The 19,231-nt window shown below is 42.5% G+C and carries 21 protein-coding genes and 2 pseudogenes; 18 read left to right on the top strand and 5 right to left on the bottom strand.

Annotated elements, in window-relative coordinates:
* Positions 1–212: 212 nt before the first annotated feature.
* The gene (locus V8V91_RS23445; RefSeq protein WP_373397487.1) at positions 213–695 is read right to left on the bottom strand and encodes an HD domain-containing protein; all 483 of its coding nucleotides are present in this window, start codon (positions 693–695) and stop codon (positions 213–215) included.
* Between the two features lie 329 nt (positions 696–1,024).
* Between V8V91_RS23445 and V8V91_RS23450 the strand changes: the two are divergent.
* The 6 genes and pseudogenes from V8V91_RS23450 to V8V91_RS23475 all read left to right on the top strand — a co-directional run bounded on the left by V8V91_RS23450 (position 1,025) and on the right by V8V91_RS23475 (position 6,407).
* A pseudogene (locus V8V91_RS23450) lies at positions 1,025–1,743 on the top strand (FAD-dependent oxidoreductase).
* Positions 1,668–2,150: an FAD-dependent oxidoreductase gene (locus tag V8V91_RS23455; RefSeq protein ID WP_373397488.1), complete on the top strand. Its 483-nt coding sequence runs from the start codon at positions 1,668–1,670 to the stop codon at positions 2,148–2,150. The pseudogene V8V91_RS23450 and the gene V8V91_RS23455 overlap by 76 nt, the downstream one beginning before the upstream one ends.
* Positions 2,151–2,233: 83 nt before the next feature.
* The gene (locus tag V8V91_RS23460) at positions 2,234–2,812 is read left to right on the top strand and encodes a helix-turn-helix domain-containing protein (protein ID WP_373397489.1); all 579 of its coding nucleotides are present in this window, start codon (positions 2,234–2,236) and stop codon (positions 2,810–2,812) included.
* A gap of 1 nt (position 2,813) precedes the next feature.
* On the top strand, positions 2,814–3,332 hold the full coding sequence (locus V8V91_RS23465) for a hypothetical protein (protein WP_373397490.1): 519 nt from the start codon (positions 2,814–2,816) through the stop codon (positions 3,330–3,332).
* A 93-nt stretch (positions 3,333–3,425) separates the two neighbouring features.
* Positions 3,426–3,944, top strand: a complete 519-nt coding sequence (locus tag V8V91_RS23470; protein ID WP_373397491.1) for a GNAT family N-acetyltransferase — start codon at positions 3,426–3,428, stop codon at positions 3,942–3,944.
* Between the two features lie 84 nt (positions 3,945–4,028).
* Positions 4,029–6,407 (top strand): tetratricopeptide repeat protein, encoded by a 2,379-nt coding sequence (locus tag V8V91_RS23475; RefSeq protein WP_373397493.1) that lies wholly within the window; start codon positions 4,029–4,031, stop codon positions 6,405–6,407.
* Positions 6,408–6,462: 55 nt separating this feature from the next.
* Here V8V91_RS23475 and V8V91_RS23480 read toward each other — a convergent pair whose 3' ends face one another.
* Positions 6,463–7,137 carry an OmpA family protein gene (locus V8V91_RS23480; RefSeq protein WP_373397494.1) on the bottom strand — a complete coding sequence of 225 codons (675 nt, stop codon included), beginning with the start codon at positions 7,135–7,137 and terminating at the stop codon, positions 6,463–6,465.
* 252 nt (positions 7,138–7,389) lie between these two features.
* Here V8V91_RS23480 and V8V91_RS23485 point away from each other — a divergent pair, with 252 nt between their 5' ends.
* The 11 genes from V8V91_RS23485 (at position 7,390) to V8V91_RS23535 (ending at position 13,890) form a co-directional block, all read left to right on the top strand.
* Positions 7,390–8,238 carry an ectonucleotide pyrophosphatase/phosphodiesterase gene (locus V8V91_RS23485; protein ID WP_373397495.1) on the top strand — a complete coding sequence of 283 codons (849 nt, stop codon included), beginning with the start codon at positions 7,390–7,392 and terminating at the stop codon, positions 8,236–8,238.
* Entirely contained in the window at positions 8,235–8,594 is a 360-nt protein-coding gene (locus tag V8V91_RS23490) for a hypothetical protein (RefSeq protein ID WP_373397496.1), read from the top strand. The genes V8V91_RS23485 and V8V91_RS23490 overlap by 4 nt, the downstream gene beginning before the upstream one ends.
* 42 nt (positions 8,595–8,636) lie before the next feature.
* The gene (locus tag V8V91_RS23495) at positions 8,637–9,035 is read left to right on the top strand and encodes a group III truncated hemoglobin (RefSeq protein WP_373397497.1); all 399 of its coding nucleotides are present in this window, start codon (positions 8,637–8,639) and stop codon (positions 9,033–9,035) included.
* A gap of 231 nt (positions 9,036–9,266) precedes the next feature.
* Positions 9,267–9,998 carry a formate/nitrite transporter family protein gene (locus V8V91_RS23500; protein WP_373397498.1) on the top strand — a complete coding sequence of 244 codons (732 nt, stop codon included), beginning with the start codon at positions 9,267–9,269 and terminating at the stop codon, positions 9,996–9,998.
* A gap of 21 nt (positions 9,999–10,019) precedes the next feature.
* Positions 10,020–10,712 (top strand): DUF1080 domain-containing protein, encoded by a 693-nt coding sequence (locus V8V91_RS23505; protein ID WP_373397499.1) that lies wholly within the window; start codon positions 10,020–10,022, stop codon positions 10,710–10,712.
* Between the two features lie 136 nt (positions 10,713–10,848).
* Positions 10,849–11,130, top strand: coding sequence for a hypothetical protein (locus V8V91_RS23510; RefSeq protein WP_373397500.1), 282 nt, complete (start codon positions 10,849–10,851; stop codon positions 11,128–11,130).
* Positions 11,127–11,594 carry a hypothetical protein gene (locus tag V8V91_RS23515; protein WP_373397501.1) on the top strand — a complete coding sequence of 156 codons (468 nt, stop codon included), beginning with the start codon at positions 11,127–11,129 and terminating at the stop codon, positions 11,592–11,594. The genes V8V91_RS23510 and V8V91_RS23515 overlap by 4 nt, the downstream gene beginning before the upstream one ends.
* Positions 11,595–11,599: 5 nt before the next feature.
* Positions 11,600–11,986, top strand: coding sequence for a hypothetical protein (locus V8V91_RS23520; protein ID WP_373397502.1), 387 nt, complete (start codon positions 11,600–11,602; stop codon positions 11,984–11,986).
* On the top strand, positions 11,962–12,282 hold the full coding sequence (locus V8V91_RS23525) for a hypothetical protein (protein ID WP_373397503.1): 321 nt from the start codon (positions 11,962–11,964) through the stop codon (positions 12,280–12,282). Before V8V91_RS23520 ends, V8V91_RS23525 begins: the two co-directional genes overlap by 25 nt.
* A complete protein-coding gene (locus tag V8V91_RS23530) occupies positions 12,282–12,671 on the top strand; it encodes a hypothetical protein (RefSeq protein ID WP_373397504.1) in 390 nt (129 codons plus the stop codon). The genes V8V91_RS23525 and V8V91_RS23530 overlap by 1 nt, the downstream gene beginning before the upstream one ends.
* 79 nt (positions 12,672–12,750) lie before the next feature.
* Positions 12,751–13,890, top strand: coding sequence for a hypothetical protein (locus V8V91_RS23535; protein ID WP_373397505.1), 1,140 nt, complete (start codon positions 12,751–12,753; stop codon positions 13,888–13,890).
* Positions 13,891–14,052: 162 nt separating this feature from the next.
* On the opposite strand, the gene V8V91_RS23540 is transcribed toward V8V91_RS23535, so the two are convergent.
* Positions 14,053–14,364: an RES family NAD+ phosphorylase gene (locus tag V8V91_RS23540; RefSeq protein ID WP_373397506.1), complete on the bottom strand. Its 312-nt coding sequence runs from the start codon at positions 14,362–14,364 to the stop codon at positions 14,053–14,055.
* A gap of 5 nt (positions 14,365–14,369) precedes the next feature.
* Positions 14,370–14,831 (bottom strand): antitoxin Xre-like helix-turn-helix domain-containing protein, encoded by a 462-nt coding sequence (locus V8V91_RS23545; protein WP_074223292.1) that lies wholly within the window; start codon positions 14,829–14,831, stop codon positions 14,370–14,372.
* Between the two features lie 211 nt (positions 14,832–15,042).
* Between V8V91_RS23545 and V8V91_RS23550 the strand changes: the two genes are divergently transcribed.
* Positions 15,043–15,597: a transposase gene (locus V8V91_RS23550; protein WP_373397507.1), complete on the top strand. Its 555-nt coding sequence runs from the start codon at positions 15,043–15,045 to the stop codon at positions 15,595–15,597.
* 28 nt (positions 15,598–15,625) lie between these two features.
* On the opposite strand, the pseudogene V8V91_RS23555 reads toward V8V91_RS23550, so the two are convergent.
* A pseudogene (locus tag V8V91_RS23555) lies at positions 15,626–18,607 on the bottom strand (DNA polymerase III subunit alpha).
* Between the last annotated feature and the right edge of the window lie 624 nt (positions 18,608–19,231).

A 19,231-nucleotide genomic window follows, 5' to 3' on the forward strand; every position in this document is an offset into this window, starting at 1 on the left:
TTAATATCTCAAAATGAATATGTTGTGAGAAATGAAAAAGACGAATTAAACCAAGGTTTATCAGTGGTAGGTTGGGATTTAAATAGGGGGAATTTTAGAAGTGAGCTGGATTAATTAAGAGGCTAGAATTCGCTCAGCCATTTTCTTATAGTTCTCCAAATCCGGAAGTGGGACATGTTCTTCCTTGGCCATTTCATCCCAGGTCCTCATTTTTAGGGATACTTCAAATAGGGGGCGTTTTCAAATGCCGCTGCCTCGGAAGCATTCATTTTCCCTCCCTGAAACTCCAAGGTCTTTCTGCTGGCTTCGGATAATTTGTCAAAGTATTCCGGGAATTTATACGTGAGGTAGCGTTTTGCCTGTACATGGTTTTCCACCAGTTTGGCTACTTTCTCTGGAAATCCCAGGTCTCTCAAAAAGTCTCCCCCGATCTTCTCATGGCTTTTGATGCCATATCCATCCATGGATTCAAAATTGCCCAGGTGCACACAAAGATGCCCGATATCATGAAAGAATGCCGCCAGTATCACCTCCTCATCGTATCCCTCTTTTTCCGCAATCTGAGCAGATTGACACATATGTTCGATCTGTGATACAGGTTCCCCAATGTAATCCTCTTCCCCATATTTCCGGTACAGGTCAAAAACCAGTTCAATGCGTTTGGTTTTGGATTGGTTTGAATAGGTTGGTTTCATGTCTTTCTAGTTTATAAATACTAAATAACCTGTTGAAGGATTGCCTGCAAAATCTGAAAGGTTAAGTTTAAATCAAGTCTCTATTAATTTTAGATTATTCAATCCCTATAGGTTGAATAATCCGTGGAAGAATTGATTTTCATCCCTTAAGTTAATAAATAATTAACCTTATAAATAGTTTTGATACTGTACAAAAGTTTAATTTTGCTAAACAATAATTGAGTTGGTTTTGAAAATAAGGGGGCAAGTGTCTTGCACGAAGCTCCCTTTTTTTGGCAGTAGAAAAATGATTATCGAATCAACACTGAATTTTTAATAAATTAAGGGATATGAGTTCAACTTCATCAGCAATCGTCATTGGAGCCGGGATCGTAGGCTTATCTGTTACCCGTGCTTTGCAGGCCAAAGGGTGGAAAGTTACCGTCATAGAGCGGCATCCACAGGCTCAGGGAGCCTCTGTACGGAATTTTGGAATGATATGGCCCATCGGACAGGCCCAAGGACCAGCCTATCAACGGGCAAAGAGAGCCCGTGAAATCTGGATCGAAATGAGCCAAAAGGCGGAGTTTTTGCAGAGAAAACAGGATCTCTCCACTTGGCTTATACGGAGTTGGAAATGCAGGTGGTAGAGGAATATGTGGCTGCCATGAAAGGAGGGAAGTCCGCAGAGGCATTGACCCCCGAGCAGACCCAAAAAATAAGCCCAGCCACTAAATTGGATGGGTTGAAAGGTGCTTTATGGTCGGATGAAGAAATGATTGTAGACCCGAGGGAAGCGGTGTTTAAGACTGCGAAATACCTGGATTTCTTGCCTGGAGTGGAGTTTATTTGGAATAAAGTTATTTCCAGAATTGAAGGGAATACGGTGTACAGTGGACAGACTTCCTGGTCTGCAGACAAGGTGTTTGTATGTTCTGGAGCGGATTTTGAAACCTTGTATCCAGAAGTATTTGCTGGAATCCCCATTACCAAATGCAAATTGCAAATGATGCGCTTGGTGCAGCAGCCGGAGAATTGGAGGATAGGCCCCCTTTGTGTGCGGGGTTGAGTTTTATCCATTACAAAGGATTTGAAGTAGCAGATTCACTGTCAAAGCTTCGTGAAGTGTACCAACAGCAATTCCCGGAATTATTGGAATTGGGCATCCATGTGATGGTATCCCAAAATGGATTGGGGGAATTGACCATCGGGGATAGCCATGAATACGGCCTGAATTTGAGTCCATTTGACCAAACCCATATCAACGAGCTCATCATCAATTTCCTGAAATCCTTTGCCCAGTTTAAGGATTGGAGAATCGGCTCGGCCTGGCATGGCATTTACCCTAAAATGACGGATGGATCCATTGATTTTGTAAGGGAAATAGATCAATATGTAACCATTGTCAATGGAGTAGGTGGGGCAGGTATGACCTTGTCATTTGGATTGGGAGAGGAAGTCGTTGATCAACTTTAATGGCCCTCAAACCCTTTTAAGTAGTTATTTTTTTCTGGAACGCAATAAATCAGTAGTTTTCCAGCTGTTTAGACCCAAAATTTATGGAGCATGAAGTAATCGTGCAGATCAGTAACAAGATCAAAAGCATCAGAAAAGAAAAAAACCTCACCCTACAGGATATCGCAGATCGAGCAGGAGTAACCAAAGGCTTGATCTCCCAAATTGAGAACAGCAGAACTATCCCTTCCCTCTTAGTATTGATCCAGATTATCCAGGCCTTGGAAGTGGATCTGGATTCATTTTTTGCGGAGTTAAGCCGGTATAGTCAGGAGACAAAAATTATCGTCCAGCGGAAATCCGACTACGATCGATTCGAAAAGGAACCCGCCAGTGGCTATGAGTATTTTCGGATTTTTACCAAGAAAATGGGGCAAAGCACCATTGACATTGTCCTGTTGGAAATCCAGCCGGGAAGCACCAGGGATTTTGTGCAGACCGAGGCTTTTGAATACAAATTCATCATTTCTGGCTCGGTCAAATATGTGTTCCGCGATCAGGAAATTGTTTTAAATGCCGGAGATTCCTTGTTATTTGATGGCCGCCTGGAGCATAATCCCGTGAATGAAGGGGAGGTGCCTGTCCAGATGTTGGTAGTCTATTTCTTTGAACAGAAACGCTAGAATGAAGTATTTTCTTTTCCTGATCATCCTAATCGTAAGCTGGACCTCTCAGGCCCAGACTATGTATCGCGATGAATTGGGCAGGTCGGTATCCAAAGATGAATTCCAAAACAAGATTTTGAACGGTCCTTATTTTGGGGTACCCAGTGAGGATCCGGAAGTGATGATGCTCATCTATCGTATGCCGTTCGGAAAAGTGGAGCCAGGACCATTTTATGAAAAGCTAGGAAAATCAGAGGAGTTGAAGGAAGGGAAATCACTAATCGTGATTTTTTACCCGGGGAAAGATGAATGCAATTCCACAGGGGACAATGCCAATGACCGAAAGTATTTTAAGAAAACCCATGATTATTTAATGAAGGTGGCAGCGAAAAGAAATGCTTCCGAGCCGGACTACCTCTTCAAAAACTCCCATGGCTTGGAGAAATACCAAGGAATTATTTCCTGGATGCCCGATCCAGATGGTGTTTTTGAGCAGGAGTTTTTTAATTCCCTTATCCCTGCAGAAGCTTTGTGGTGATCCATCCAAGCGGGGAATACCGATCGATATTGGGAGAGTTTCCCAATAACCAGGTCGATCAGGCATTGAAAATATTGAACAAAAACTAACATCATGAAACCCGTGGATATTCAGGAAGTAACGGCCAATGAATTAGAGGAGTTGGTCCTTATGGCCAGGAAGTCGTTTTTAGAAGCTTTTACTGCCGGTAATAAAATTGAAAATGTTTACGCCTATTTGGATGAAGCATTCACTCCCGCCCAATTTGAAAAGGAATTTATCAACCCTTGTTCCAAGTTCTTTGTCGCGAAGTCAGAAGGGAAAATCATTGGCTATACCAAAGTCAATCAAGTGCCTTCCCAAACAGATATCCATGATGAAGAAAGTTTGGAGATTGCCAGATTGTATGTATTGGAAGCATACAAAGGTCAGGGTTTTGGGAAGCAGTTACTGGACTACGCCTTTGATTTTGCCCGGGAAAACTCACTGAAATATGTGTGGTTGGGAGTTTGGGAGCATAATAAACATGCCATTCAGTTTTACGAAAAACAGGGGTTTAAAAAATTCGGGACTCATCCTTTTCCATTCGGAGATGAGGTTCAAACGGACTGGCTGATGAAAAAAGATACCTGAATCCAACAGGTAAACATTAATCAGAAGGTAAATTCTCAAAATTGAATTTAATCCTTATTTTTCGAATTAAAGAATCTAGTAAGGATGAAGCAAAAACCCATTTTTTGGATACTTTTCATTTCCCTTTTGGGGGCAGCATTATACATTCATACCTTTAATTATGGGTATTCCGGAGACGACGGGATTTATGCCTACTTCAATCGTGTCACCCAACAAGGATTAGCCGAATGGACAGAACTGTTTCAATACGGTTCCATGAATTTTATTTCAATTAATCCCGTAAATACCAGTATTTACAGACCTTTTACTTTACTGACTTTTGCAATTGAATATCAGGTTTTCGGGGAGTTCAATGCCACAAACGGTCACATTCTCAATGTGATTTTATATTTCTTCTTATTGGTCATTTTGGGGAATCTATTGGTGATCCTGTCCCAAAAGAAGGCCCTTCCGATCTTTGTCCCTTTGCTGGTTTTACTTCTGTATGCAGTCCACCCCATCCATACGGAAGTGGTGGCATCGGTCAAAAGCAGGGATACTTTATTAGCTTCCTTGTTCGCTTTTTCGGCAATTCTTTACTGGGTCAAAAATGAAGGGAGCTTTACTCTTCCTAAGCAATTTTTGGTGGGAGGCTTATTTTTCCTTTCCCTGATTTCCAAAGAGGAGACTATTACCCTGATGGCTTTGGTGTGCTTAATCGCTTACTTCTTTCAGAAACGCTCCTTTGGAGCAAGTATCAAATCTGTGATTCCTTATTTGATTCCGGTCATCCTTTATTTGGTATGCCGGGCGATCGTGTTGGATGAAGCCGCCACTATGTATGATTCCAAAATCAATTCGGTATTATATGGCGTATCAGGCGGAGAAAGACTGGCCACCAACCTATTTATTTACCTACAGTATGTAAAATTGCTGGTAGTTCCCCATCCACTTTCCTGGGATTATTCCTTCAGCCAGATTGATGTTCAAACCTTTGCCAATCCTCTTGTTTGGGTCAGTTTGCTATTCTTCGCCGGGTTGATTTTTGTGGCAGTCAAAGGCCTGAAGTCCCGGTCATTGATCAGTTTTGGGATTCTCTTTTACCTGGCTACTTTTTCGATTTTCGCCAACTTAACAGATTCTTTGACCATTGGATCGAATCTCGGAGAGCGGTTTCTGTTCATCCCTTCTCTGGCATTCTGTTTTTTGGTGGTATATGGACTTTATATGCTCATGCAGCATTATCAAATCCAAAAGGCCCCTCTTATTTCCTTGTTGATTTTAATGCCGTTCTTACTTGCTTTCTCCTGGAAGACCATCGATCGCGCCAAAGTATGGAAAGACGGCCTTTCACTTTCCTATTCAGGAATCGAAACTGCTCCAAAAAGTTGGAGAACACATGTGATGTATGCAGAGGAATTACGTTTGGAAGCCGCCAAACTAAAAACAACTTCTCCGGATTCCGCCAGGGATTACTATGCAGAATCGGTGGTGCATTTTGATCAGGCTTATGAGATTTTGGGAGAAGATGCCTCGGTCTCCCAATATTTGGCTGCATTGGCAGAATCTTTACTTGGAGTGGGAGATACCACCAGAGCGTTGGTGGTGCTGGAGCAAAGCATAGAAAAACAACCGGATTCCCATTTCGCCAAATTCAAATTGGCGGCAATTTCCTTTGAGCAAGGAGACTATGAGCGGGCAAGGCGGCTGTATCTGGAAAGCCTTCAGACGAAGAAACCTGATTTGTATGCCACCTATAAAAACTTGGGATTGACCTACATCCGTCTGAATGAGAAAGCGAATGCGGTGGCAGTTTTTGAAAAGGCCCTCGAGGTTCAGGAGGATCCGGAAATCAATAGAAACCTGGCTTATTTGTATACCGAATTGGGGGATTTGGAAAAGGCCAAAGCCTATGGCGCAGGAGAAGATGGTTTTTCTGTGGAAGAGAACGCCTTTTTATTGACGATGAGAGCGGGAAATACTGCCTTTGAAAATAAAAATTATGCGGAAGCAGTCCGGAATTATTCAGAAATAGAGGCAACGTTTGAGGACTTTGGAGGCTCAGAAAAGTATCCTTCCTATTATGCTGCTTACGGAAAAGCCCTGTTGGAGTCCAAGGATACCCTTGCTTCAAAAGCCAGGTTTTTGAAAGCATATGATGTTGATCCGGGCAATTCGGTGGTGTTGACCAACTTAGGTACGATCTCCTTTTTGAAGGACAGGAATTATGCGAATGCAGAAAAGTATTTCAGGGCTGCAGTAGAGGCCGGTCATGAAGATCAGTTCTCCGCCTATACAAACCTTGGGACGGCCTTGATTGTACAGAGAAAAGAACGGGAAGCCATTGAGGCATTTGAAAAATCCCTTCAATATGGGTCTAGCAGATCTGTGCTCTCCAATTTGTACCTGCTCAATAAAGCGGTGGGGAATGAGGAACGGATGAAGTATTACCAAGAGCAATTGGCCAATACGAGTAATCAATAAAAAGAAAGGCAACCCATTGGGTCGCCTTTCGGATCTATAAATAGGGTGGTAGGACTTATTGTCCCAACTCACCTCGTTCAGCCATACGTTTCATTTTCTTATTGGCATAAATAGCCACTTCCACCCTTCGGTTTTGTTGCCTTCCAGCTTCGGTTTCATTCGTGGCAATCGGCTGTGATTCTCCGTATGCAGCAGTTTCCAATCGGGATCGATCAATACCCATGGCAGTCAGGTAATCTTCTACAGAATAAGCCCTTTCCCTGGATAAGTTTAGGTTATAGTCATCCGAACCTGTGGCATCTGTGTGACCTTCCACTAGGATATTGGTGTCCTCGTATTTTTTCAAGGTCTCAGAAAGTTCGGTCAAGTTTTCTCTGGAGTTGGCATTGAGATCAGATTTATCCACTGCGAACATCAATCCGGAATCAAAGGTGATCTTAATTCCCTCACCTACTCGTTCCACGGTAGCGCCTTCCAGATCTCTCTGAAGTTCTTCAGCTGCCTTATCCATTTGGTTTCCGATAATGGCACCTGCGGTACCTCCGATTGCTGAACCAATCAATACACCTGTGGCTGTATTGTCTTTTCCAGCAATTACACCACCAAGCACACCGCCGGCGGCACCGCCTATTGCACCACCTTTGACGGCATTACTTGACTTACAACTTACAGCTCCCAGGGATACGGAAGCGATCATTACGGTATAAATAATTTTGTTGGTCGTTTTCATAATCTTTTTGTTTGATACCAGCAGCAGTTCAAATCATAGGCCATTGCGATTCTGGGCGATTTTGGCTGTTTTTGCGAAATTAGGATGGAAAATTATTCCCGAAAATGGGGAGTAGTCCACAGTTTTTGACTAATCTTAATCTATAGAAGAAGGGGGTAAGGGGTCCAATCTGGATGAAAAAGCAGCAGCCATCCGAAATGGATCCTTGGTTTCGATGCAATCCAAAAGTATTTTCATGCAAAGATTACTTTTATGAAAAAGACCATTCTGTTTTTAGTAGCCTTGATGGGATTGCATTGCTATTCCTGGGCACAGGAATCCAAAAAACCAGTGGTGATTCTGATCTCCCTGGATGGATTCCGATATGATTATGTGGAGCGGTTTCAGCCTGAAAACCTAAGTAGATTTATTGCAGAAGGGACAGCCGCTAAATCTTTAATTCCTTCTTTTCCTACCAAAACATTTCCGAATCACTACACCATCGCTACCGGGTTGAGACCGGAACACCATGGGATTGTGGACAATAGGTTTTATGATCCGAATCGCGACGAGGAATACCATCATAACAATCCTACCTATTCAACAGATGGGTCTTGGTATGGAGGAACGCCACTTTGGGTCTTGGCCGAACAAAATGGGATGAAAGCGGCAAGTTATTTCTTTGTGGGGTCAGAAGCAGATGTTCAGGGAGTAAGGCCAAGCTACTATTTTAATTACGATGGAAGGGTCGATAACCTGACGCGGGTAAGCCAGGTAATTGAGTGGTTACAGCTTCCCGAAGAAGAAATGCCCCAGATGATTTCCATGTATTTTTCGGATATGGATGATGTAGGTCATGCCTATGGGCCGTTGAATGACCAGAAATTAAATAAAAGATTGCAGCAGCTGGATCACACCTTAGGAACCTTGATGGAAGGAGTAAAAAATTTGGACCTAGACGTCAACATTTTTATTGTTTCTGACCACGGCATGATGGAAGTGCCCTTTAAAAACTTCTTTGCGTTGGATGAAATCACAGAGGGGCTGGATTTGAAAGTAGTAAATAATGGAGCCTTGGCACATTTGTATCTTGACAATCCCAAAAAAAAAAAAGGGTATTGAAGAAACTAAACAAACGTGAAGGCCCTTTTAAAGTGGTGGATGTGGAAGAATCAGAATACTATCAGGATTTATCCCGGTATGGAGATCGAATCGGTGATATTTTGATTTTACCTGAATTGGGATTTTACATAGCCAGTAACCAAGAAGGCTTGGCCCGGGTAAAAGCCAATATGGCTAGGGCAGAGTCCGATTATTACGGAGGCCATGGTTTTAGTCCTGCCTACCAACAAATGCATGGGATATTCTATGCCAATGGACCTGAGATTAAGGAAGGGCTGACCATTGAATCCTTTGAAAATATCCATATTTACCCCTTGATCTGTCAGATTTTGGGATTACCGATTCCAGAAGTATAGATGGGGAGTTACAGGTGTTAGCGCCAATTTTGAAAGATTAGAATGGATAAGATTGATATTCGCAGTAGAAAAGAAGTAGACTTTCTGGTTCGTAGGTTTTATGATCAGGTACGGGTTCATGAAACCTTGGGTCCTGTGTTTAATCAGATTGTGGAGGACTGGGAGCATCATTTGACCCATTTAAGTGATTTTTGGGAGATGGTTTTACTGCAAACCGGTCCAGGGGCCGGCAAGTTTAACCCCACCAAAGTCCATCGGGAAGTGGATGCCGCAGTAGATCACAGCATAGAACAGCAACATTTTGGGAATTGGCTGGAGTTATGGTTTACCACCATAGATCGGTATTTTGAAGGAGAAGTGGCAGCTTATGCCAAAGAGCATGCGCGAAGAATGGCTCATATGTTGTTTATGAGAATATGGGAGGGGAGACAATTGAACTGACCTTTCCTTTTGGCAAATGAATCACTCAGGTGAAAAATCCTAGAAATATGACCGAGGAAGAAAAAAATATGCTGCAGAACAAAAGAAGTTAGCTGCTGAAGAAAAAAGCTGGCTGCTGAAGAGAAAAAGAAGCAGAAAGTAATAGACAAGGAAATCCAGACCACCAAAAAAACTGGGAAAGATGCCCCTAAGTCACATGGGGAGATCCTGAGAGACCAGATTTCAGATGCCTTGGAAACCTATGAAAAAAGTCCAAGTAGTTTGTTTTTGAGCTCAATTACCGCTGGTCTGGAGATTGGGTTTAGCTACCTGATGATATGTACCGTTTTCTTTTTTGCAATGGGTAAAATGGATGAAGGTTCTATTTTTAAACTGATTTCTTTGGTCTATCCATTGGGGTTTATCTTGGTGGTTTTGGGGCAAAGCATCCTATTTACGGAACAAACGGCCTTATTGACATTGCCTGTTTTAAATAAAAAACAAACCATTGAGGCCATGCTCAAACTTTGGGGAGTGGTGATCAGTGGAAATTTAATAGGAGGCTATATCATTGCGCTACTCCTCAATTGGCTAGGTCCGAGGTTGGGGATATTTGATAAAGAGGTAGTGGTAACCATTGCCTTGCATGTCCTGGAAGTGAAACCGATGGTGATCTTGGTCAGTGCAATCGTCGCAGGTTGGTTGATGGGGCTGCTGTCCTGGCTCCTGGCTTCGGTCAAAGATACCATCAGTAGGATTGTCATGATCTTTTTGATTACCTCTGTCTTGGCATTCACGAGTTTGCACCACAGTATTATTGGAAGCATTGAGGTGTTTTCAGGAATGTTGAAATCCCCGGAAATTTCGCTTTTGGATTATTTGATGTTTCAAGGATTGGCTTTGCTGGGAAATGCTTTTGGAGGAGCAATTTTCGTAGGCCTGATTAAATACCGAGCATTTGTATACAATATCGTTGGCAAGTAGACCACTCTAAAATCACATGAAATGAGGAATTTTTTATACGCTGTTTTTTCGATTGGATTGGCAATCCTTTGTTTTTTTCAATGCACCAAGCCTTCCAATGAACCAATCCCCTTATTTAACGGGACTAATTTTGACGGCTGGCATATGGATGTTCCAGATTTGGAAGCGGACAGCAGTTTAAGGATTCCTTTTATTATTAGAAATGGATTGCTCGTGAGCTTGGGTACACCGGAAGGACATTTAATTACCGATCAGGAATATGGGGATTATACCTTGGAACTGGATTACCGATTTGCCGGAGAGCCCGGGAATTGTGGGATACTGGTTCATGCTTCTGAGCCCAGGGCATTGTATGAGATGTTTCCAAAATCCATTGAGGTTCAATTGATGCATAGCAATGCGGGAGATTTTTGGTGTATACAGCAGGACATAAAGGTGGAGGAAATGGAAAGTAGGAGAGGGTCTCAAGAGAATTGGGGGATTTCGGAAGGGAAAGAAAGAAGGATTGTGAATTTGACGGATGATTCAGAAAAGCCTTTGGGTGAGTGGAACCATATAAAAATCAGGTGTTTCAAGGACACGATTACCGTTTGGCTCAATGGAGATTTGGTCAATGAGGGCTTTGGAGCGACTGCCACCAGAGGGCAAGTGGCCTTGCAGGCAGAAGGTGCTGAAGTGGAATTTAAGAATATTTTTTTGACTAGAATAAACTAAAAAAATCCTATATTAAGGAGTTGTATTTCATTGTTTTTCAAATTTTTGTCAGGATTATTGATGGAAAATTTAGTTTTAAATTGAACTAATTCAATTTGATTGAAATATTATCACCGTATAACTCAGGATTTTTATCATGGAAAAGTACCTTGTTGTTATAAATTGGCGGACTTTTGTGGCTTTGGCAATCACTGCGGTAATGACTCATTTTACCTTGGAAAGTAATTTCCAATTCAATTTTGGACTGACCATGATTAGTATTGCCATTATTTTTCCTTTGGTTTTTTCCATAAAAAGTGCTTTTAGACGTAGAGAGAAGGCATTGGAACATTTAGCAAAGTTCCGTGCAGGATTGATAACAGTAAATGCTTGTTTACAAGGGGGAGGAAAATCAACGAAGAGGAAAAAGCCTTGGTGAAAGCCGATATACTGGCTATTTCGAAGAGTTTACGGGAATATTTGGGGCCAGAATCCACTTCACTGGATAAGGTAAGGACGGATGCAAATAAGTTGACTGAATATATTCAGGATCTATCCTCCCGCATGAAGTACAATGCTGCTTTGAAAATCCAAGGTTTTATGCGAGATGTGCTCTCTGGAATTGAGAATACTGCTGCCATAAAAGAGCATAGAACACCAGTTACCATCAGGGCATATTGCCTGGTATTCATTTATATGTATCCTATTATTTTTATTCCATCCGCATATTACAATTTAATGGAAGGAGGTTCGGTAAGCGCACCTTGGATTTTATATGCAGGAGGATTGATTTCCACTTTTATTTTGATCTCTCTTTATAATGTTCAGATCCAATTGGAGAATCCATTTGATCAGATAGGAATAGATGACGTGAAATTGGAAATGTTTGATTTGAATGAGTAATCAGCTTGAAAATCAAGTTGGTTTTTGCTGTTTTTAAAGATTTGGTCGACTATGAAAAGTTTAATGTATGGAATAGGGACCTGTTTAGGGCTGTTGCTATTTCACTTGAATGGATATTCCCAAGAGGAAATCGATTTGTTTTCGGATCAAGAACCCTGGAAATCAAAATGAAGTTTTCCCTCAAAGAGCTGAGAAAACAAACGAATGACTCTACCTATATGGATCACAGTCTTCAGCTGAAAAATGAAGAAACCGGAGAGTGGGAAACTTTGGATATTGAGATGCGGGTGAGGGGGAATTTTAGATTAGATAATTGTTTTTATCCTCCGCTCCGAGTGAAAGTGAAGAAAAACAAGCCAAGGGAACCGTGTTTGATGGAAACAGGAATCTGAAATTGGTGATACCCTGTTCCAAAGCAAATGGAGCGGATAGTGATGTTATCAAAGAATACCTTTGTTACAAGCTTTTTGAACCCATTACCCCTTATGCTTTTCAGACCAGATTGGTGAAAGTGTATTTTGATAATGAGGATGATAAGAAAGAGGAGGAGGAGGAGCTGATTGGGTTTTTCATAGAAGATGATGACAATGTAGCAGATCGGTTTGGGGGAGAGATTCTGGATGGGAAAAAATCATTGGAACCTTACTCGAAGATTCTGCAGCTGTGCGTCATGATTATTTCCAGTTAATGATTGGAAATACAGATTGGTCCACCATGTACCAGCACAATATGAAAATCCTGAAATTAGACTCTAAAACAGTAGTTCCGTTGCCCTATGATTTTGATATGACGGGCATCGTGAACCCTCCTTATTCCCAGGTGAGTAATTTGGTGAATATTGAAATGGTGACAGAGCGACTGTATCGGGGATATTGTAGGGAGGAGTCCCTGATGCAGGCAATCAGGCAGGAATTTCTTGAATTGCAGCCAGAAATCTGGGCCAGGGTAGAAGCTCATGAAGCAATGATGGATAAGGGTGATTACAGAAATTTCAGTTCCTATCTTCAGGAATTTTTTGACATTATAGGAAATGATCGAGCCTTTGAAAGCCAGGTTTTAATGGACTGCCGTAAATAACTTTTAAGAATTAGTAAGTTATTTTAACAAGCGATAAAGTGTGCTAGCTTCTATATCGCCTAAGTTTTTAAGGGTAGGTATGAAGCAATTTTACATTCCATTTTTATTCGTTTTAGTCCTGACATCAGCTTGTAGCTCTGGGGATAAAGTAACAAATATTGATTTGAATTTTCAGGTAGAAATCACCGATTCTCTGCAGATCGATTATTTGGGGGATTTGTGGATTCAAGACTATGATTCGGTTTCTCAGGAGTGTGTGGCCTTGACAAAAAATGATCAGGAGCTATTGTTTATCGATTCTCAGGGAGAAATCGCATCTACATTGAACATCCCGTTTGAAGGGCCCAATTCCATGCAAGGAATATTCCTTTTGTCTTATAGAAATGAAATCTTGCATATTTTGAGTTCGGTCAGTGGTTTTCATTTTATAGGAAAGGATGGGGAGTTTAAGAGGTCCATTTTATTGCCTTATCAGTACATTTTCCATAACAATGCATTAGACCCTGCCTTTTCTTCATTGGGAGATCAAATTGCTTACTTCAAGCCGGTGAATTTTGAAGATCTGAGAAAGGGAGGAGAAGTGGAATTTGTAAAGTATCTGTATACTGCCCCATTTTTGGAAGTGATGGACACAGTTTCCAAGGAGATAAGCACCACCATGGAGTTTCCCCAAACATCCATGTATGCGGATGGGAATTACTATTTCTTTCCGTTTCCCAGGATCAAGAAATTGGGGGGTAACTGGTATCTCCATTTTGATCATGAGTTGAAATATTTTGTCTATGAAGAAATTGGAGAGGAAATAGTCCTTGAAAAGACGGTTGATTTGGAGGTCAAAGATGCCGTTTTACCTAGGGCCGAAGAGTTTGAGGTGGCGATGCAATATTCTATGAGTGATCAACGGCCCGCTACCATTTTACAGCTCTATAGATTGGAAGAAAAGACGATCGTTTTTTACAAGAAGGGGATTCCGGAAAAAACGGTGGAGTTAGATCCAACAGCTTCAAATTTAGATCAGATGAATCAAACGTATGCGGCAGTTTTTGATGAAGAAAACAATTTGATCCAAAATGGGATAGATGTCCCGGAAGGGTTGATTTTCAGCAGGGCAATAACTGAAGATGGTGAGCTTTTGGCGAAGAAGGATCAGGTGTATTTAGGAGTGGAGGAGGATCAGGTGATTTATTATAAGTTAAAAGTGCTGGAGGAAGGAAAGTAGATTGGTCTTGATGATCATCTCATTCAATAATTCTCTGGTCGAGTTGTAAAGGGTAGGTTTTGAAAGTAGCAAGATTGAATTTTTCCGAGAGCGGGTTGATAACAAAATTCAATGAAGTTGGATCTACTACAGATGGGGCAGCAAAACACAACGTATTGGAAGTTAATAGCTTGGTTCCGAATTCCTTTGAAGTTTTGGAAGGAGGGAGTTGGTTCCAGTTGGAAGGGAGATCGTCAATTTTTGGAGAAAAATCAGTTCCTCAGGAATCTGTATTTCCATGACGGAGTACTTGATCAAACGATCAGAAGAAAATAACTCAGGGTCGATCGTCAGTCTTTCCAACAGCGAGGAAGAAATGCTTGATCCGGCATAAATAGCAGGATGACCGGGGAGATTCCATCGGCCTCCAAAAAGTTTAGCACCTGTGCCACTGGTATCGTTGTATTCGGTTAAGGCTATTCGGTAGACAATCATGTTGATCAAATGGCGATGCCATACTGAAGTCTCATGATTTCTGTTTTCAGAAGATCAATTCCCTCGGTCAGATCGATTAATTCCAATGGTTTTCTGTTTCCAAGCGTAAATAGTGGACGCTCCATCCATCTTTTAAATCCTTCTCTGCCAAAGTAATTGATCCCAATTGCATATAATTCTGCGAGGCGATAGATTTTTTCTGATTGTAGGGTGTCAAAAACTTCTTTTCGCTGAAGGGTTTTGGAGGAAACACCCAAAGCAGTGGCCAATGTATTGTAATCCAGACCTGCCATTTCTTTGAGGGCATCAAAAGATTTTTTCTCCAAGCCATTTCTAAAAGTCTCCAAACGGCTTAAAGGCTCATCCAATGCATTGCCGGCGACATGAAGAATGTCAGAAGCAGAAAGGTTTGCTGTTTTAGCGTAGGCTACTGCAGGCTCATTGACTTTGGAAGATTTTTTTGCCATGATCAGAAAAGGAAATTTGTCTTTTAATATAACGTAAATTGTCCTATTTAGATCGTATTTCCCTCTACTTTTTTCTGATAATCAGGCAAATGTTTGTTTCTAACCCCTGAAAGGATTTTTGGTTCAAGTCTTCAGACTTGGACATTGTCTGTAATAGACTGTTTTTTGGAAAAAAACTAACTAAATTAATGGATTAGTTGATGTTTTTTCGATGAGTAGAAAATATAAAATTAGAGATCAGGACAAACTTTATTTTGCAACCTTCACTGTGATTGAGTGGATAGATTTATTCACTCGTAGAGAGTATAGAGATATCTTTTTGGATTCACTTCGGTATTGTCAGAAATTTAAAGGTCTTGATTTATGTGCCTATTGTATCATGTCAAGTCACGTTCATTTGATCCTTGGCCGGAATGGGGAGTTACCGATAGAAGGGTTAATGAGAGATATAAAAAAATTTACTTCTGTTAAGATTTTAGAAGCGATAAAGGCTAGTCATACAGAAAGTAGAAAAAATATTTTGCTATGGCATTTTGGCAATGCTGGGAGAGCAAACCCAAATAATACTCACTATCAAGTCTGGCAGCAGCATAATCATCCAATTGAATTGAATACAAATGAAAAAGTCAGCCGATGCCTTCATTATATTCATCAAAATCCCGTAAAAGCCGGAATTGTTCTTTCCCAAGAGGATTATTTGTATAGCAGTGCCGTCAATTATGCGGGATTGCCAGAGAAATTGATTGATGTGTTATTGATTGCGTAATGATGTTTACAGTCTGGAGACTGTGTTTTTATGTAGTCCAAGTCCGAAGACTTGAACTATTCCCCTGCTTCCAATATTCCAATCGTTCACATCTGGTAGCTTCGATGCTGTAGAAGTCAAATTCGGCGGTGACTTTCCCTTCGATCAGGTAAATAGCCCTTCCCTTAAAAGGATATTTTTTGACCACGGGAGGGAAATGTACCGTATCGATCCATTGCCCTTCTCGATCGATGAAGGTGCCAAAGTTCATAACTTCCCCCTTAACCGTGCGGGTGTATTTGACGGTCACCAGGTAGCCAACGATTTGCACGGTTTTACCCAGATAGCTTTTGAGTTCGGCAGCACGAATGCCTCGAATGCTTTGATCTTTGATCAGGTGAAAAGGAGAATCCAGTGGAAACTCCAGAATGTCGATTTGGTCTACGATCTCCTGTCGGATGTCGATTTCCTCGAGTTGCGGTACTGCAGGCTGACGGAAATTGAATCCGAATTTTGCTTGAAAAGGTCGGTAGGGCCGGGAATCGCTTTGCGCTTATTCAAGATGAAATGTGCTTCCCAAAGCAGTTCCTGCTTGGTTTTACCGGTGAACCGGAAGCAATTGATCCGAATGAGAATGAGTAGCTGTTCCAGGCTGATTTCCACCCGTCCGCAGAAATCCGCCAGTCCAAGGAAGTGCCCATTTTGCCTGCGTTCGGTGAGGATTTTTTCTACCGAAGCTTTCTCCAAGTACTTGAGGTGGATGAATCCGAGATAAACCATTTTCCCGATGATTCGGGTCAGGTACTCACTTTCGTTGATGTGGGGAGCTTGGATATCGGCCCCGTTCATTCGGAGTTCATGCACGTAAAACTCCGTGTGATAAAAACCTCCGAAATTATTGATTACTCCCACCATAAACTCCAGTGGAAAATAAGCTTTGAGGTAGAGGCTTTGGTAGCTTTCCACCGCAAAAGAAGCGGAATGTCCCTTTGCAAAGGAATAACCCGCAAAACTCTCGATCTGATGCCAGACTTCGGCAGCGATTTGATCGGGATGGCCTTTCTCCCGGCAATTGCTGAAAAACCGGTCTTTCACACGCTGGAACTCATCTTTGGAGCGGGACTTCCCACTCATACCTCTTCGCAGTACATCAGCTTCGCCCAGGCTCAATCCGGCAAAGTAATGCGCCACCTTGATCACATCTTCCTGATAGACCATGATGCCGTAAGTTTCGGGCATGATGTCAGCGAGAACAGGATGGGCGATTTTGCGACGCTCCTCATCCACATGCCGTAAAATGTATTCACGCATCATCCCTGACCTTGCCACTCCCGGGCGGATAATGGAGCTGGCAGCCACGAGTTCTAGGTAGGTATTGGCTTTCATCTTGGCCAACAACATACGCATGGCAGGAGATTCCACATAGAATGCACCAATGGTATGCCCTGTCTGCAGATGTTCACGAATCAGGGGATCTTTTTAAACTCTTCCACCTTTCGGATGTCCACTTTCACCCCTTGGTTTTGGTAGATGATCTCGATCGCACTTTTGATATGTCCGAGGCCGCGCTGGCTCAGGATGTCAAACTTATGCAGTCCGATGTCCTCGGCGACATGCATGTCCACATGCGAAAGGGGAAATCCCTTGGGAGGCATTTCCGTGGCGGTATAATAATGGATGGGCTTGTGGGAAATCAGGATTCCACAGGCATGGACGGTCAGATGGGAAGGCATGTCATGGAGTACTTGGCTGTATTTCATGATCAGCTTTCCGAACTGATCCGGCTGGTAGCCAGGTTTGTCCGCGAAGTGGATCAGGGACTCGATTTCACTTTTGGGGAGACCAAAAACCTTTCCGAGTTCACGGAAGACGGAGTTGTATTGAAAGGTACTGTAGGCTGCCAATAGACTGACATGTTCCTGTTTGCCTTGATTGTACTTTCTGAAAATATACTCTGTGACCTCATCCCGGTCTTTCCATGAAAAATCAATGTCAAAATCGGGAGGATTTTCCCGGTATAAGTTGATGAACCGTTCAAAATATAGATCCAATTCGATGGGGTCCACATCGGTGATCCCCAGGCAATAAGCCACGATGCTATTGGCACCGGATCCTCTGCCTACATGGTAGAAGTTGCGCTGCTGGGCAAAGGTCACAATGTCGTAATTGATCAGGAAATAGGAGGTGAAAGCCTTTTGCTGGATCAGTTCCAGTTCCTTTTCGATGCGTTGGGAAATTTCGGGTGTCAGATCGGGATAGCGGTAGAGCGCCCCCTTGAAGGTTTCCTGGCGTAGGAAATCGTAATCTTCCCAATCGGAGCCTAGAATATCCCGTTTGTTTTTGACCGCTTGAAAGTAAAAGGAGAACTGGCAGTGCTCCAGTAGTTTTTGGGCATTGGCCAGCAAGTAGCTATGACCTTCGGAGCGGGCGACCATATCGGCATAGCTATAGAAGCGGTCACCAGGGTCTCCCTGTTCCTCCAAAGGAAGTTTACTCAGTAGGGTGTTGAGGTCCATACTTCGCAAGAGGCGATGGGCATTGAACTCAATTTTGGAGCTAAAAGTCGCGGGTTGCAACATGACCAGACGGTCCTTGTATTGGAACCAAGGAGAGGAGATTAATTGATTGAGTTGAGTGGGGTGTACTCCGATGTATTCATTTTCCCGCAGGGTAAAAAGTGCTTGGGCAGGGGATAAATGATAAAGCTGTGATCGAAAGCCGGAGCCCGTTTCCCGAATGGTTTTTTGTGTACCAGGTGCTCAGAAAGATGGCTGTTGAGCTCGAAGAAGCCTTCCTGGTTTCTGGCCAAGCCAATGTATTGTTGTTGGGTGCCATTTCGGAAGTCAATCCCGATGACGGGATGAATGCCCACCCGTTGGGCTGCTCGGATAAAGGGGAATACTCCTGCGGTGCAATTGATATCTGTCAGGGCAAACGCATCCAGACGTTTGCTTTTCGCTTCCCCGATGAGTGCGTCTACGGATAAGGTCCCGTATTTGAAGCTGAAGTGAGAATGACAGTTGATAAACATGATTTTATAATATTACGCTACGCTGAAATAAGCCTTTGGCCAAATAGAGTCGCTGCGCTCCTGAAATACAGCTTCGCTGAGATAAGGTCGCATTCTCCCTAGATATGCTTGCGCGAGATATGCCTTCCTACCTTCGGCAGGCAGGCGGCGAAATAAAGACTCCTTCGTCGTCCGAAATAGGCCTGTGGTGAAATAGCTTGGTTCAGTATTTCACCGACCGAAGGGAGGTTTATTTCTATGGTATTTCTATGGTATTTCTAAGGATTTCAATAACACTATCTGCCTTTAGGCTATCTTAGTTATATCTGCTCTAAGAGCTATTTTTTTATATTAGAGATCCAGCTAAGCTGAAATAGACCTGCGGCGAAATAGAGTCGCTGCGCTCCTGAAATACAGCTTTGCTGAGATAAGGTCGCATGCTCCCTAGATATGCTTGCGCGAGATATGCCTTCCTACCTTCGGCAGGCAGGCAGCGAAATAAGGACTCCTTCGTCGTCCGAAATAGGCCTGTGGTGAAATAGCTTGGTTCAGTATTTCACCGACCGAAGGAGGTATATTTCAATTGTATTTCCAAGTATATCTATTGCTCTTTTTAAATGTCAATTTTATTAACATTTTAATGTT

The sequence above is a fragment of the Algoriphagus halophilus genome (genome assembly GCF_041729275.1).
Lineage (GTDB): Bacteria > Bacteroidota > Bacteroidia > Cytophagales > Cyclobacteriaceae > Algoriphagus > Algoriphagus halophilus_A.

Bases quoted from the DNA above. Each gene is read 5' to 3' on its own strand.
- V8V91_RS23480 (WP_373397494.1), bottom strand. From the start codon at position 7,137: ATGAAAACGACCAACAAAATTATTTATACCGTAATGATCGCTTCCGTA.
- V8V91_RS23485 (WP_373397495.1), top strand. From the start codon at position 7,390: ATGAAAAAGACCATTCTGTTTTTAGTAGCCTTGATGGGATTGCATTGC.
- V8V91_RS23550 (WP_373397507.1), top strand. From the start codon at position 15,043: ATGAGTAGAAAATATAAAATTAGAGATCAGGACAAACTTTATTTTGCA.
- V8V91_RS23460 (WP_373397489.1), top strand. From the start codon at position 2,234: ATGGAGCATGAAGTAATCGTGCAGATCAGTAACAAGATCAAAAGCATC.
- V8V91_RS23475 (WP_373397493.1), top strand. From the start codon at position 4,029: ATGAAGCAAAAACCCATTTTTTGGATACTTTTCATTTCCCTTTTGGGG.
- V8V91_RS23545 (WP_074223292.1), bottom strand. From the start codon at position 14,831: ATGGCAAAAAAATCTTCCAAAGTCAATGAGCCTGCAGTAGCCTACGCT.
- V8V91_RS23465 (WP_373397490.1), top strand. From the start codon at position 2,814: ATGAAGTATTTTCTTTTCCTGATCATCCTAATCGTAAGCTGGACCTCT.
- V8V91_RS23505 (WP_373397499.1), top strand. From the start codon at position 10,020: ATGAGGAATTTTTTATACGCTGTTTTTTCGATTGGATTGGCAATCCTT.
- V8V91_RS23510 (WP_373397500.1), top strand. From the start codon at position 10,849: ATGGAAAAGTACCTTGTTGTTATAAATTGGCGGACTTTTGTGGCTTTG.
- V8V91_RS23495 (WP_373397497.1), top strand. From the start codon at position 8,637: ATGGATAAGATTGATATTCGCAGTAGAAAAGAAGTAGACTTTCTGGTT.
- V8V91_RS23445 (WP_373397487.1), bottom strand. From the start codon at position 695: ATGAAACCAACCTATTCAAACCAATCCAAAACCAAACGCATTGAACTG.
- V8V91_RS23470 (WP_373397491.1), top strand. From the start codon at position 3,426: ATGAAACCCGTGGATATTCAGGAAGTAACGGCCAATGAATTAGAGGAG.
- V8V91_RS23455 (WP_373397488.1), top strand. From the start codon at position 1,668: ATGCAAATTGCAAATGATGCGCTTGGTGCAGCAGCCGGAGAATTGGAG.
- V8V91_RS23540 (WP_373397506.1), bottom strand. From the start codon at position 14,364: ATGATTGTCTACCGAATAGCCTTAACCGAATACAACGATACCAGTGGC.
- V8V91_RS23530 (WP_373397504.1), top strand. From the start codon at position 12,282: ATGATTGGAAATACAGATTGGTCCACCATGTACCAGCACAATATGAAA.
- V8V91_RS23535 (WP_373397505.1), top strand. From the start codon at position 12,751: ATGAAGCAATTTTACATTCCATTTTTATTCGTTTTAGTCCTGACATCA.